The 13,853-nt window shown below is 69.0% G+C and carries 12 protein-coding genes and 1 pseudogene; 5 read left to right on the forward strand and 8 right to left on the reverse strand.

From position 1 onward, the window contains the following. Positions 1-141: 141 nt before the first annotated feature. Both ACF1FZ_RS25920 and ACF1FZ_RS25925 read right to left on the reverse strand, forming a co-directional pair. The gene (locus ACF1FZ_RS25920) at positions 142-963 is read right to left on the reverse strand and encodes a cytochrome c oxidase assembly protein (protein ID WP_391775800.1); all 822 of its coding nucleotides are present in this window, start codon (positions 961-963) and stop codon (positions 142-144) included. After that, positions 960-1,451, reverse strand: coding sequence for a DUF2243 domain-containing protein (locus tag ACF1FZ_RS25925; protein ID WP_391775801.1), 492 nt, complete (start codon positions 1,449-1,451; stop codon positions 960-962). Before ACF1FZ_RS25925 ends, ACF1FZ_RS25920 begins: the two co-directional genes overlap by 4 nt. A gap of 181 nt (positions 1,452-1,632) precedes the next feature. Here ACF1FZ_RS25925 and ACF1FZ_RS25930 point away from each other — a divergent pair, with 181 nt between their 5' ends. Continuing rightward, positions 1,633-2,337 (forward strand): phosphodiesterase, encoded by a 705-nt coding sequence (locus tag ACF1FZ_RS25930; RefSeq protein WP_391775802.1) that lies wholly within the window; start codon positions 1,633-1,635, stop codon positions 2,335-2,337. Positions 2,338-2,416: 79 nt separating this feature from the next. Here ACF1FZ_RS25930 and ACF1FZ_RS25935 read toward each other — a convergent pair whose 3' ends face one another. Together ACF1FZ_RS25935 and ACF1FZ_RS25940 are read right to left on the reverse strand one after the other, a co-directional pair. Next, on the reverse strand, positions 2,417-2,962 hold the full coding sequence (locus tag ACF1FZ_RS25935) for a DUF1360 domain-containing protein (protein ID WP_391775803.1): 546 nt from the start codon (positions 2,960-2,962) through the stop codon (positions 2,417-2,419). A 121-nt stretch (positions 2,963-3,083) separates the two neighbouring features. Continuing rightward, entirely contained in the window at positions 3,084-4,040 is a 957-nt protein-coding gene (locus ACF1FZ_RS25940) for a zinc-binding dehydrogenase (protein ID WP_391775804.1), read from the reverse strand. A 465-nt stretch (positions 4,041-4,505) separates the two neighbouring features. Between ACF1FZ_RS25940 and ACF1FZ_RS25945 the strand changes: the two genes are divergently transcribed. Next, the gene (locus ACF1FZ_RS25945; protein ID WP_391775805.1) at positions 4,506-4,937 is read left to right on the forward strand and encodes an SPW repeat protein; all 432 of its coding nucleotides are present in this window, start codon (positions 4,506-4,508) and stop codon (positions 4,935-4,937) included. A gap of 482 nt (positions 4,938-5,419) precedes the next feature. On the opposite strand, the gene ACF1FZ_RS25950 is transcribed toward ACF1FZ_RS25945, so the two are convergent. Continuing rightward, entirely contained in the window at positions 5,420-6,013 is a 594-nt protein-coding gene (locus tag ACF1FZ_RS25950) for a hemerythrin domain-containing protein (protein WP_391775806.1), read from the reverse strand. Between the two features lie 8 nt (positions 6,014-6,021). Continuing rightward, entirely contained in the window at positions 6,022-7,221 is a 1,200-nt protein-coding gene (locus tag ACF1FZ_RS25955) for a hypothetical protein (protein ID WP_391775807.1), read from the reverse strand. A 544-nt stretch (positions 7,222-7,765) separates the two neighbouring features. Here ACF1FZ_RS25955 and ACF1FZ_RS25960 point away from each other — a divergent pair. After that, on the forward strand, positions 7,766-9,727 hold the full coding sequence (locus tag ACF1FZ_RS25960; RefSeq protein ID WP_391775808.1) for an acyl-CoA dehydrogenase: 1,962 nt from the start codon (positions 7,766-7,768) through the stop codon (positions 9,725-9,727). Between the two features lie 54 nt (positions 9,728-9,781). Here ACF1FZ_RS25960 and glpK read toward each other — a convergent pair whose 3' ends face one another. Further along, a complete protein-coding gene (gene glpK, locus ACF1FZ_RS25965; RefSeq protein ID WP_391775809.1) occupies positions 9,782-11,299 on the reverse strand; it encodes a glycerol kinase GlpK in 1,518 nt (505 codons plus the stop codon). Between the two features lie 27 nt (positions 11,300-11,326). Beyond that, positions 11,327-12,172 carry an MIP/aquaporin family protein gene (locus ACF1FZ_RS25970; RefSeq protein ID WP_391775810.1) on the reverse strand — a complete coding sequence of 282 codons (846 nt, stop codon included), beginning with the start codon at positions 12,170-12,172 and terminating at the stop codon, positions 11,327-11,329. A 991-nt stretch (positions 12,173-13,163) separates the two neighbouring features. Here ACF1FZ_RS25970 and ectA point away from each other — a divergent pair. Together ectA and ACF1FZ_RS25980 are read left to right on the forward strand one after the other, a co-directional pair. Then, a complete protein-coding gene (ectA, locus tag ACF1FZ_RS25975) occupies positions 13,164-13,721 on the forward strand; it encodes a diaminobutyrate acetyltransferase (protein ID WP_391775811.1) in 558 nt (185 codons plus the stop codon). After that, positions 13,718-13,853 (forward strand): annotated as a pseudogene (locus ACF1FZ_RS25980) (diaminobutyrate--2-oxoglutarate transaminase); the annotation flags it as partial. The gene ectA and the pseudogene ACF1FZ_RS25980, both read left to right, overlap by 4 nt.

Below are 13,853 nucleotides of genomic sequence, written 5' to 3' on the forward strand. Positions count from 1 at the left end.
TCCGGAAACCGTGGGCGGCCCCGTGGCCGGCGTCGTTCCCGTCACCGGCCAGGGAAGGCCATGGAGAGGTGTGAGCCTGTCCACCAGGCCCTCACGGCCTCCGTCGCGGTCACCGCGTCTTCAGCACGGCCAGGACTCCCGTCACTGTCCGGGGAGCGGTTCCGGCCGGTGCCGGCGACGGCGCGCCCAGGCGCGTCCGGTGGCCCGGTACCAGGAGGCGGCGAGTACGGCCCCGAGCGCGACTTCCACCAGGTCACCGCCGTAGTACATCACTTGGGCGCCGGTACGCAGGTCGGCAGTGGTGGGGGCGGTGCCGGGCGGCGGTGCCGCGTATAGGGTCTTGGCGAGCACGGCGTGCGCGACGCCGACGGCCAGCAGGGCCGTCCCGCGCAAGGCCGGCCGCCGGCGGCGGCGCACCGGGTCGACCTGGCAGACGGCGAAGGTGAAGAGCAGCCCGGCGGTCAGGACGTGTGCATGCACCACCGCGTGCAGCAGCGGGCGGTGGTGCGTGTGCGCGTACAACCCGGTGCGGTACAGCAGCCACAGTCCCGCGGCATCGAGCAGAGCCGCCAGGAGCGGGTGGACCAGCAAGCGGGCGGGGCGGGAATGTGCGAGGGACAGGAGGCCGCGGCGGACGGCACCGGGTGGCGAGGCGCGCAGGGCCAGCGTGAGGGGGCGGGCCAGGACGAGCAGCAGCGGAGCCGCCATACCCAGGATCAGGTGCTCGGCCATGTGGGCGGTGAACGGCCCGCCGGGCAGCGGGCCCGTCCCGGCCCAGGCCACCGAGCCGCATCCGGTGGTGAAGAACACCGGTCGCCACCAGGGCCAGGCGTCCCCCCTGCGCCACAGACGGCCTGCGGCCAGCCCGTAGGCGACAACCGCCAGGAGCGCGCCCACCGCGGATGCGATCTCCCACGGGCCAGGTCCTGCGGCCGTGCCGGGGTGGATGTGAGCGAGTATCACGTCGTCTGTCCTGCCCGGCCGAGGCGTGCCGCGCGGCGGGTCAGGAGAAGGCCGGTCAGGAGCAGAGCCACGCCGGCGAGGTTCCAGGCCCAGTCGTACGGGGCGACGTCCACCCCGTAGCGGACCTGGTGCAGGCGCAGCAGCTTGTGGTCGACGATGCCGTCGAAGAGCTGAAAGGCTCCCAGCCCCAGGAAGAGGCCGGCCCACGCGTGGGCCGGGGCCAGAGTGCCCCGGCGGCGAAGATCCGCATAGAGGAAGAATCCGGCGACCAGGGCCAGCAGTTCACCTGTGTGCAGCAATCCGTCCGACAGCAGGCCCACCCGACTGGTGGAGCGGTCGTAGAAGTGGTGCCACCCCAGGATCTGGTGGAAGACGATCTCGTCGACGGCGGCCATGACCGCCGCCCCGATCACTCCGCACACCGCCATGGACCTGCGTGGTTCAGGCCGCTCCAGCGGGTCGGGGCGCAGATGGGCCGGTGGGTTCATGAGAATGCCTTCCGGTACGTTCTGTTTCTGACCACCGGTACGTCTGCCCTCTCGCACGCCGGCGAGCCCACGAACCGCGGCATTCGGCCGCGCCCCCGGCCCACGCCGATGCCCGCACCCTCACCTCCCGCGAACGGGCGGAACCGCATTCATCGCCTCTTGCAATGGAACGGACAGCTGGATGAACCTCCTCGAACGCCGCGCCTACCGAGTGGCGCGGACCGTCGCCCGTCGCCGCGGCCACCGACCGGCCCTGCACCCCTCCGGGGTGATCGTCGCGGGGCGTCTTGTCGTACCCGGTCACGAGACCTCCTGGGGGGTTCCGTGGCTCGATGCCCCGGGCTCCTACGCCGTGACGGCACGCTGGTCCCGCGCTGCCGGACTGCCGCGTCCGCTGCCCGACGGCATGGGCCTCGCGCTGCGGGTGGAAGACGCCGACGGGCCCGGACGCTGCCTGGAACTCCTCCTGACGAGCAGCGGCCGTGGCCGGTGGACCCGCCACGTACCGCTCCCTCGCACGTCGGCCACGAGCGGCCCGTACTCCGCTCTCGTGTCCTACGTGGTCGGCGGGCGCCGAGGAGTACCGGCCGTTTTCCCCGTGCCGGGAACTCCACGGCTCCCCGCCGACCCCGCGACGGTGGGAGCAGCCGTAACCCGGCGACCGGTGGAGTTCGTGCTCTGTGTCGGCATGGCCGCGGCCTGGCTGCCCCTGGGCCGTCTCACCCTCCAGGGCCCGGACCCGTCCCCGCGACGCCCGGGCGGAACGGCGTTCGACCCCTACCGCAACTCACTGCCGGGCTTTCACCCCGTCGACCGCCTGCGGTCCCTGCGCGTCGCTGCGTACGCGGGATCACGGGAAGGGAGACTCGCCGAGCCGCCCTTCTGACGGGGCGACGCGACAGCGGCGAGCGAACCGGCTGCCCGGCCGGCCGTCCCTGTCCGTAATCCCGCGTACGGCATCCGCCTCACTCCGCGTTCTTCTGCAGCAGGCAGTCGTAGCCCAACTGCATGGTGTCGGCCACCGCCAGAGCGGTCAGACCGCCCGTCACGGTCCGTGTGGCTCGCGGCCACAACAGCTGAGCCCCGGCGAAGGTCGTTGTCAGCCAGACACTCATACAGAACGGACAGGTGACCAGTTCACCCGCGGTCGACCTGATGCCGCCCCCACGGGGGCTCTCGCTCACTTCAGCAGGACCTGTCGCGGACTCGTAGCGTGTGAACGGCGCCCGGAGCGGGCCCGTGACGGACCCCTTGCTGAGCAGGCGGCTCAGACGGAACACGGCGGTCGCCGTCAGCAGGATGTCCTGCGGGTCGTGCCGCTCCGGGAGCCTCGTCCTCCGCGTGGCGATCACCGCGGCCCAGGCAGCCGTGTACACGCCGAATGCGACGACGGCCCCGAGATGCCCGCCGAGACGCCGTTCCTCGTGCGGCGAATAGGCCCTGTTCACCCGCCGGAACGCTTTGCCGACCCTGTGCAGTCGGGTGTCTTCCTTGCTTGCCTCGTGATCCACAGCGGTGTTCTCCATCGGTTCGTTCTGATTCTGACTCGCATGCACGACGGGACGTCACGCCTCGTCGTGGGGGAGGGGCCGCGTCTGCCGCTCCTGGGTCCCGGAGCACACGACCGCCTCCTCATCGACCCGGCAGCCGTGCAACAGTCGCAGCGCCACGGCTCAGCCGTCCGGTCGGATGACGGCACGGACGCAGCCGTCGGACTTGTGTGTGAACATGTCGTACGCCGTAGGAGCCTCGTCCAGTGCAACGGTGTGCGCCGCCGGACGGGACGTACTCAGCTGTCCGGCCGCCATGCGTTCCAGCAGCATCGGGATGTAGCGCCGGCCGTGCTGCTGGGCGCCCCGTACGGTCAGCCAGCCCTTTGTTGATCACTGCTCCGAGGGGCAACCTGTCCACCGCGCCGGCGAACACTCCCAGGATGAAGACCGTGCCGCCCTTCCGGCAGGCGTGTATGGCCTGCCGGACTGCGGCCGGACGGTCCGTCTGAAGCCGTAGCTGCTGTTCGACCTGTTCGTAGAGGTGCAGCGGGCTGTCGCTGTGCGCTCCCGTGCCCACCGCTTCGATGCACACGTCCGGGCCCCGGCCGCCGGTTCGTTCACGTAGTTCGGCCCCGACGTCGGTGCTGGCGGAACCGATGCCTTCACCACCGACGTGACGTGCGGTCATCTCCAGCCGTTCGGGGACCCGGTCGATGGGGATCACGCGTTCAGCGCCGAGCAGGATCACGGCGCGGGCCGCCCTCTGGCCGACCGCTCCGCAGCCCTGGACAGCGACGACGTCACCGGGTTCCACACCCGCCAGGTCCGCACCCATCCAGCCCGTCGGCACGGAATCCGACACGAACGGCGCGGCCGTGCCGGCGCCGAAGAGGGCCTGCCCGGTTCCTGGACCGGTGTGGGTGTTGTCGCACAGGGACCACTGGGCGTGGGTGCAGTACCAGCACCGGCCACAGCCGGTGAACTCGTGCCCGATGACGTCTCCCGAACGCATGAAGCGGTCGCCGCCGGCCGGCTCCGCGGACCGTGATGTCACGCGCCACGCAGCGGCCGCCCGCAGCGTTTTCTTGGTGGCCATCCTTCCCATCCCTGCAGAGGTCGTGGTGCGGTGGGACCGTCAGGCCCTTCCTCGTCCTCGGAATGTTCTTCCTCTTCCGCGTCTTCGCCTTCTGCCCACGAACGGGGCGTACGAGGCGTACCAGGGGAGGTTCGATGTGCGCAGCGTCGTTCACCTCCGCGCCTTGCTCCTGCCCGCCCTCACCGCAGGGGCGGGCAGGCAGTGACCCGCTCGAAGGAGTGGCCGTAGCCCCAGGGAGAGCGCGCCGCCCACAACGCTCGCCATCTGCTGCGCCACCGGTGCATGGCCGTGGCGTTGCCCGTCGGCGCGTCCTGCGACGGCTTCGCGCCCTTCACCCCGCAGGCTCTTACGAGCCTCTGGGACCAAAGCATATGCCCACAATTGCCGCATCGCCCGACCGGGCTGAAAACCCGATAATGAGAGATGCTGTAGTTCTCCGCTGCCCATGTGTGAGGAGGCCTACCCATGGCCCACAACGCGGCATCACTACCTTCCCGGTCGGCCAACCGGATTGTGCTGCTTCACGGCTGGCGCGAGCAGATCATCAGTGGCCTGATGTTTCTCGCGGGCATCGCTCTATGCGTCGCGCCGTGGATCGTCAGTGAATCCCCGGATGCGGCCAAAGACATCCACCGCAGCGAGGTCGGCATCGCGATGCTCGTACTGCTGGTGGCGTTGGCCCGGCTCAGCGGGCATGCCGGCAAGTGGTCGGACCGGGTGATCTTCCTGAGCGGAGCCTGGCTGGTCGCTTCGCCCTGGCTGCTCGGCCTGCAGAACACCGCGGTTTTCGACGGAGCTCAGGTCTTCGACGTCGTCGCAGGGACAGTTCTGCTCGCTCTGGCGGCGGCCTCGATGCTCGTGCGGGCCGTGCTGGACCGCAAGGAGAAACGCATGTGAATCAGTCCGTAGCCGGAAGAGTTCGTGCCCGTCGGAAGACAGACGGCGAAGCACAGGCCAGAGCACGACTTCCTCGGCGAAGACATGGCTGAACGTGAGCTGGACGATACTTCTGAGCCGGCCCTGCCGCTGGGCCGATGACCCGTCGCCGGACTCGTGGAGCCCCATTCAAGCGACCGATCTCACCATGATCGCGCCGCTGACGCACCAGAACACTTCCCACGCCACCGAGTTCCTGCACGGTCTGGTCCGCGATGGACTCCGGCCTGCCTTCTCCCTGGTCATGAACGAGGTTTTTCCTTCGCGCCCGAAGGCACGGTCAGCGCGGCGAGTGGCCGAACCGGCCGGGTACGCCCTCGTCCGCCTGGGCCGGCGTTGTTCTCCGTCGGTCCGGAACTCCTGTCGGAGCCCTGTCGACCACCGCACGTCCCTCACTGCGGTGCTCCTGCCGGCCCGGCCTCGCGACCGGGCCGGCAGAATGGTCAGCCGTCCTTGCCCATTGCCTTGCGGACGGCGTCCCTGGTGCGGTCCATCAGCGCGGCTACCGGGCCGAGAACCATGTTGGCGCCGCCGGACTCGACTCCTGGGTGGGGCCGGGTCGGGGCCATGGCTTCGGCGGCCTTGACGGCCTTGGCCATCGCGGCGAGGTTCGTGACATCGGTGCTGCGGCGGATATGGGTGAACTCGTAGCGTTCCTCGGCGCGGGCGTGTTCCTGGACGTCCATGCGCAGTTTCACCAGGCGGGGCATGAACGTGGGGTCGTCGGTGTCGAGGCCGTCGAGCGTGGCCAGGGTCTCCTTGGCGGCCCGCTCCTCGGCGAGTCGGTCCTCGACGACCTGCTCGCCGCCCGGGAAGCCGCGTCGGGCGAAGGGATGGACGACTTCCTCCTCCGCGGTCTCGTGGACGGCGAGGAGGCGCACCAGGCGGCGGAACGCCTCGCGGCGTTCCCCGCCGGAGGCGGCCTCGACCTCGTCGAAAAGGTTGCGGATGTCGCCGTGCTGGCGCATCAGCAGCGCCACGACGTCGGCGTCCTGGGACCGGTCGTCACCAGCGTGCGGGGTCTGGAGTTCGGACATGCCGGGGCTCACTTCTCGCGCATGGCGGGGTCGGGGTGCTCGCCTTCGGACTGCACGCGGTACTCACGGCCGAACATGGCGTCGTGCTCAGCGATGACCCGCTCGCTCGGCGGCTCCTCACCGCCGTGGATCTGCTCCTGCAGCGCCTCGAACCGCTCATGTGCCTCGCGCACGTATCCGGCACCCAGGGTCGTCAGATCCATCTGGGTCTCCAGCAGCTCCCGCAGATACGCCTTGTTCGGTTCGAAGGTGAGCACGTCGGGCAGCTCGGGAGCGAGCACGGACTCCGGGTCGCGGCCGTCGTGGCGCCGCATGAGGTCGCAGGCGATGCGGAGGTGCTCGAGCTCCATGTTCAGGTGCAGCTCCCAGACCGCCTTCACCCTGGCATCGCTCTCCTGCTCCATGAAGGAGTGGTAGAGGTAGCATTCGTTGTACTCGTGGTTGACCAGCTGCTCCCACCACGTCTCGCCCGGGTCGACCAGGGACTCGTAGTGGGTGACGTGCTCCTCCTCGATGAGACCGATCTCCTGGTAGAGCTGGCGGGCGATCGGCTCCATGTAGGTGGGGCCGGTGTTCATGTAGAAGTTCATCGTCTGCTGCTCCGTCGACATGATCGTCAGCGCGTGGAGCTTGGACAGCGGGTTCGTCCCGTCCTTCGCGTACGGGTCGCGGACGTTGTCCACCGGGTGGCGGTGGTGGTACTTGGTCGGCCGTCCGGGCATGACCTCGGTCAGCCCGTCCACGATCGACTCCGCCTTGCGGTGCTCGATCATCTCGTACAGGTTCGCGTACCGGTACAGGTGGTCGAAGTCCTCCAGCACACCGAACTGGTACGCCTGCTTCAGGTACGGGTCCGGTTCCATGCGCGCGACCCAGGCCGTGAGGTCCACCGCGACCTGCTCGTAGGCGATCGTCGTCTCCAGCACCGACGACACTCCCGGCAGGAGCCAGTTGACCACCTTCTGCTGCTGCGCCTCGATGTAGCGGGTGCTGGCCAGCTGCCGCTTGATCTCGGGGTCCGGACAGTGACGTGCCAGCTGGTGGCTGAACAGGATCGCTTCGACCTCGATGCCGTTCATCGTGATGATCCGGCACCGGGTGTAGGGGTCGCAGCGGTCCGGGTCGATCGGCTTGACGTTCAGTTCACGCCAATTGCGCACCTGGCGGTCCAGCGGGATACCACGCTGTTCGAGCGGATTGAAGGTCACGAGAACTCCTTGATGAGGCGGATGGGCCGAGCACCCTCGTAGCCGCGATTCATGTAGTCCGCCGAGTCGCAGGGCACCGCCTTCCATGCATAGCTCTGTGGGGCAGAGACCGCTTCCGCACACGCCCGGTCAGCCCTGCGTCCGCCCCGTATGGTGCAAACCCTCGAGGCCCGCCGCTGCCACGCCGCTGAGCTTGCACGAGGCGGCTGGAGGCCCCGGCGGGGACAGACCTGCTGCGGCGCGACACAGCGGGTCCCGGCACGGCTCAGGTCGTCGTCGACGTGCTCGGGCTCGTCCTGCCGCTGTTGGACGGAACCCGCCCGAAGACCGTGTCGAGCGACGTCGGTACCGCGCGTGCCCACTCCTCCGTCTCCTCGGGCGGTCCCCTCGAGAGGCCGCCTCGGTGCGGAAGCCGACGGTCGCGGCGCCCTGTTCGCACCAGCTGTCGGACGCGCGCACTCGGTGGCCATGCCGCGTTCCCCCGTACGGCCCCGAAAGCCCCGGTCGACCGCTTGATCGTCCCCGGGCGGGGTAGCGCAACAGCATGGCTACTGACAACACATCTACTGCTGCGAGCGGTTACGTGCAGCCCGAGGTCGACGTCCGGGCACTGACCGAGGTGCTCGACGGCGAGTACGCCGAGATCCGCGACCTCGTCCGGACGAACCTGGTGACGCATGCCTCCGTCCTCGAGGACGCCGACGAGCTCGGCATCGACGCGTTCCGCGAACGGGTGCGTGAGCTCGTGGTCGAGATGGCCGCGACGGGGCAGACCGGAATGGGTTTCCCTGGCAAGTACGGCGGGGGCGGCGACATCGGGGCCTCGATCGCCGCGTTCGAGACGCTTGCCTTCGGTGACCTGTCGGTGCTGGTGAAGGTCGGCGTGCAGTTCGGGCTCTTCGGCGGCGCGATCCTGCATCTGGGCACCGAGCGCCATCACGACGCCTATCTGCCGGACCTGATCACCGGGCAGCTGATGGGATGCTTCGCGATGACCGAGACCGGGCACGGCTCCAACGTCCAGGCACTCGGCACCCGCGCGAAGTATGACGCCGCCGGCCAGGAGTTCGTCATCACCACCCAGGGCGATCAGTCGCGCAAGGACTACATCGGCAACGCGGCCCGCCATGCCGAGCTGGCGGTCGTCTTCGCCCAGCTGGAGGTGGGCGGGAAGTCCGAGGGGGTGCACGCGTTCGTCGTGCCGATCCGGGTCGGCGGTGAGGTGGCGCCCGGCGTCCGGATCGAGGACGACGGCCGCAAGATGGGTCTCAACGGTGTGGACAACGGGCGCATCTGGTTCGACGGTGTGCGGGTGCCGCGCGAGGCGCTGCTCAACCGGTTCGCCGACGTCACCGCCGAAGGCGTCTACGAGAGCTCGATCGAGAACCCCGACCGGCGCTTCTTCACCATGCTCGGCACGCTGGTGCAGGGCCGGGTCAGCGTCGGCGGCGCCGGGGTCAACGCCGCCAAGGTAGCCCTCGCGATCGCCACGAAGTACGCCGTACGGCGCCGGCAGTTCGAAGCGGCCCCGGAGACGGAGGAGCAACTGCTCCTCGACTACGGTCTGCATCAGCGGCGGCTCCTGCCGCTCATCGCGCGCACGTACGCGCTGCACTTCGCGCAGGACGTCGTGCGCACGCACCTGCACGAAGCCTTCTCCGGCGTCGAGGACGACGCCCCCGCACGGCGCCGGCTGGAAGCACGGGCCGCCGGCACCAAGGCGCTCGCCACCTGGCACGCCACCCGGGTCGTCCAGGAGTGCCGGGAGGCGTGCGGCGGTGCCGGCTACCTCACCGTCAACCGGTTCGCCGCCCTCAAGGGCGACAGCGACATCTTCACCACCTTCGAGGGCGACAACCACGTCCTGCTGCAGCTCGTCGCCAAGGGCCTGCTCACCCATTACGCGAACGAGTTCGAGGACCTGGACCAGCTCGGCATGGTCCGCTACGTCACCGGCCTCGCCGTCGAGACGGTCATCGAGAAGACATCGGCCCACAAACTGCTGGAGCGGGTACGCGACCTGCTGCCCGGTGGCGACGAGTGGGACCAGGAAGCCGGCCTGCTCGACTCGGAATACCAGCTCGCCATGCTCCGGTACCGTGAGGAGCACATGCTTGCCGGCGTGGCCCGCCGGCTCAAGCGCGGGATCGACCAGAAGCGCGATCCCGGTGCCGTCTTCTCGCAGGTGCAGGACCACGTCATCGCGGTTGCCCACGCGCATATGGAGCGGCTGGTGCTGGAGGCGTTCGTCGACAGGGTGCGTGCGCTGCCCGAGAGCGGCAACAAAGTCGCGCTGGGCCTGCTGTGCGACCTCTTCGCCCTGTCGACGATCGAGGCGGACCGGGCCTGGTTCATGGAGCACGGCCGGCTGACCGTCCAGCGCTCCAAGGCGATCAGCCGAGAGGTGAACGAGCTCTGCCGTAAGGTCCGGCCCCTCGCGGTTCCCCTCGTCGACGCCTGGGGCATCCCGCCCGAGATGCTGCGCGCGCCGGATCTGGTGGGCTGATCCTGGGGCGGAGCCCGGCCCCGGGCCGGGCCGTTCACCGGGATCCAGCAGTGATCAGGGGACGTTCACCCAGTCGAGGGTGCGCTCCACGGCTCTCTTCCAGTCCGCGTAACCGGCCGCGCGTTGTTCGTCGGACCACTGGGGGGACCAGCGTTTCGACTCGTCCCAGTGCGTCCGCAGCTCGTCGGTGCTCCGCCAGAAGCCCGTTGCCAGACCCGCCGCGTAGGCGGCGCCGAGCGCAGTCGTCTCCGCGACGACGGGGCGGCTGACGGAGACGCCGAGGACGTCGGCCTGGATCTGCATGCAGAGGTCGTTCGCGGTGACACCACCGTCGACCTTGAGGACGTCGAGGTGGACGCCGGAGTCCTGTTCCATGGCTTCGACCACATCGCGGCTCTGGTAGCAGATGGCTTCCAGGGTGGCCCGTGCCAGGTGGGCGTTGTCGTTGTACCTGGCCAGGCCGACGATCGCTCCTCGGGCGTCGGACCGCCAGTAAGGGGCGAACAGGCCCGAGAAGGCGGGGACGAAGTACATGCCACCGTTGTCCTGGACGGTACGGGCGAGATCTTCGCTCTCGGCCGCCGTCTTGATGATCTTCATCTGGTCGCGCAGCCACTGCACCGCGGATCCGGTCACCGCGATGGATCCTTCCAGCGCGTAGACGACGGGGTCGTCGCCGAACCGGTACGCCACGGTGGTGAGGAGACCGTGCTGGGAGCGGACCAGCTCCGTGCCGGTGTTGAGCAGCAGGAAGTTGCCCGTGCCGTAGGTGTTCTTGGCCTCGCCGGGTGAGAAGCAGACCTGCCCGACCGTGGCGGCCTGCTGGTCGCCGAGGACTCCGCCGATGGGAACGGCGGTGCGCAACGGCCGGGAGGTCCGTGTCGCGCCGAAGGCATCCGGGTGCGACGAGGGGTTGATGACGGGCAGCATCGCCCGGGGGACGCCGAAGAAGCCCAGGAGTTCGTCGTCCCAGTCGAGGGTCTCCAGGTCCATCAGCATGGTGCGGCTCGCATTGGTCACGTCGGTGGCGTGGATGCCGCCGTCGGGGCCGCCGGTCAGGTTCCACAGGACCCAGGCGTCCGTGTTGCCGAAGAGGGCGTGGCCCCTCTCCGCTGCTTCCCGCACACCGTCGACGTTCTCCAGAATCCACTGGATCTTGCCGGCGGAGAAGTAGGTGGCCGGCGGCAGTCCGGCCTTGTGGCGGATGACATCACCGCGGCCCGTGCGTTCGAGGTTCGCCGCGATGGTGTCCGTCCGGGTGTCCTGCCAGACGATCGCGTTGTAGTAGGGCCGCCCGTTGCGCGGGTCCCAGACCACCGTGGTCTCACGCTGGTTGGTGATTCCGATCGCCGCCAGGTCTTCCGGCGACAGGCCGCCGTACCGGAGGGCGTTCTGCATCACCGAGTTGGTGCGCTCCCAGATCTCCACCGGGTCGTGTTCCACCCAGCCGGAGCGAGGGAGGATCTGGGCATGCTCCAGCTGGTGCTTGGCGACTTCGTTGCCGCCGTGGTCGAAAACCATGAATCGGGTACTCGTGGTTCCCTGATCCACCGCGCCGATGAAGTCCGCCATGATGTGTCACCTCTCCGGCCGGTGCCGTCAGTCATCGGTCGCCGGGACCCGCCCCGGCGGTTCGGGTTCCGCGGACGGCAGGAACCGGCCGACGAGCCCCTTGTACAGACCCGCGCCGAGCAGTCCGCCGACCAGTGGGCCCACGATGGGCACCCAGAAGTACAGGTTCCCGTACTGGTCCCGCCATGCTCCGCCGTACCCGGTGATGAAGCTCGCCAGCCGGGGGCCGAGGTCACGAGCCGGGTTGATCGCGTAGCCCGCGTTGGTTCCCCATGCCATTCCGATGGCGACGACGATCAGGCCGATGACGAACGGGGCCAGATTCGCGCCAGGCGGAGTGTTCAGCACGTCGGTGACGGCCATGATCAGCAGCAGGAGGATGGCGGTGCCGATGACCTGGTCGCGGAAGGCGCCCCATTCGTGAACCGGCAGAGCGGGATTGCCGTTGGCGGGGAGCGTGGAGAACACCGTCTGCGTCTTGACGGTGTGTCCGGGGTCGGCCTTCGCCAGCGCCTCGCTGTAGTTCCAGCGCACGAGGAGCGCGGCCACGAACGCCCCGGCCGTCTGGGCAAGGGCGTACGGGGCCACCTTGCTCCACGGGAACCCCTTGAACGCGGCGAGGGCGACCGTCACCGCGGGATTGAGATGGGCGCCACTGAGCCGTGCCGCCACATAGACCCCGAGAGTGACACCGAGACCCCAGGCCCAGGCGATGCTGTCGTGGTCCCCGAGACCGCCGGGCGGATCTGTCAGGGCCCCGCCTGCCGCCACCTGGGCCACGACACCGCACCCGAAGAGGATGAGGATCATCGTGCCCGCGAACTCGGCTGACAGTTCGCCCAGCAATCCGGAGCCCACACGTCGCTCAGCCATGGAAGCTCGCCCTCCGCCGGCCGGGCCGGCCGTCGACTACTCAGCAGTACGAGCAGGCTAAGGGGCCTCGCGGAAGAGCGCATATCGGAACAATTCGTATGCGGTGGAGGACTTGCTGCGCATGGCCGCCTGGAAGCGCCGGTCCCTCGTTCACGTGACCGGGTCGCCGGGGCGAGGCGAAACCGGACTCCGGCGCGTGCGGGGCTCCGCCCGCGCTCTCGTGCGCTTCGGCCTGCGGAGGAGGCGGCGTCGCGTCGCCCGGTGCAGGCCGTGCGGCAGTTCGCCGGCGGAGTGCCCGGCGCGACCGACTCCGTGGCAGGCGGTGTACTCCTCATGCGACCGGGCCGCCGCGGGGCGACGGCGGGAGCGACCGCAACGATGCGGCCGCCCTCGGGCCGCCACGGTGCACCGGGCTCCTCGGCACCTGACCACGAAGCTCCCGCCGGCCGGAGGTACACATATCCGCGCTCATGTCAGACAGGAGTGCCTTCAGGAGTGAATGGAAAAGCGCTCGCCGGTCGATGCTCTCCATCAGGGGTCCTATCGAAATCAAGCTGAATCCGAGCGTTTCTGATCAAGGGTGCCAAGTGGCTTTTCTTCCCGTGTTCCGGTGGTCGCCACGGGGGTGGCCGGATGCTGATGCGGTCGGGTGTGCGACAGTGATGTATCACCCGATTGGCGGCCGCACCGCAGCGAAACGGTGGACTACGTTCAGCAGCGTATTCGGTATGGGATGCCGACCGTACCCGGGGCCCTGGAAAGGCTGTCTACCTGGTGTGATCCGGCAGGGTCCATGAAAGCGGAACGAAATCGACGGTGTCGGGGAGTCCGCAGACTGCTATCCTGAATCCGCATTTCGAAGGGCGTCTTTCCCGGCGGTGAATTGGCTGCACAATTCGATGGTCGACGTGATTACCCGAAGGGTATTCACGCGCTTCCGGCGGGAAAACTCCCTGCCTGGTGCACTGCGGTGAGACGGAGGTGCGGAATCATGGTGGGGCTGACGGAACGCATGGGAGAGCCCACGGTCGAGGACGGGGCGTCGGCGTGGCGTATCGCACGCGACTCCCGTGTGCTCGACGTGAATTCTTCCTACAGCTACGTGCTGTGGTGCCGTGACTTCGCCGCGACCTCCGTGGTCGCCCGCGGCGAAGGGGGCGAGGCCGTCGCCTTCGCGACGGGATACATCCGCCCCGAACTGCCCGGCACGCTCGTCATCTGGCAGATCGCCGTGGACCGGGACCGGCGCGGTCGTGGCCTCGCCGGCGCCATGCTGGATCACCTCGCCGCCCGCCTGAGGTCCCAGGGCGTTCTCGAGCACCTGGAGACGACGATCAGTGCGGAGAACGAGGCGTCACACCGGCTGTTCCTCTCGTTCGCCGAGCGGCACGGGGCGCAACTGGAACGTGAGCTGCTGTTTCCCGCACGACTCTTCCCCGATGCGCACGAGTCCGAACACCTGTACCGCATCGGGCCGCTGGCCCAGCCCCCCATCCTGTCGCTCGGAGCCCAGCACTCGGCTACTCGCAGCACTAGGAGCGCGTCATGAGGACGACCACCCCGCATGCCCTGAGTGTCTTCGAAACCCTCGAATCGGAAGTACGGAGCTACTGCCGCAGCTGGCCCGCGGTGTTCGACCGGGCGCAGGGCGCCCGGCTGACGGACGAGGACGGCCACTCGT

It is taken from the genome of Streptomyces sp. NPDC014623 (genome assembly GCF_043088245.1).
Lineage (GTDB): Bacteria > Actinomycetota > Actinomycetes > Streptomycetales > Streptomycetaceae > Streptomyces.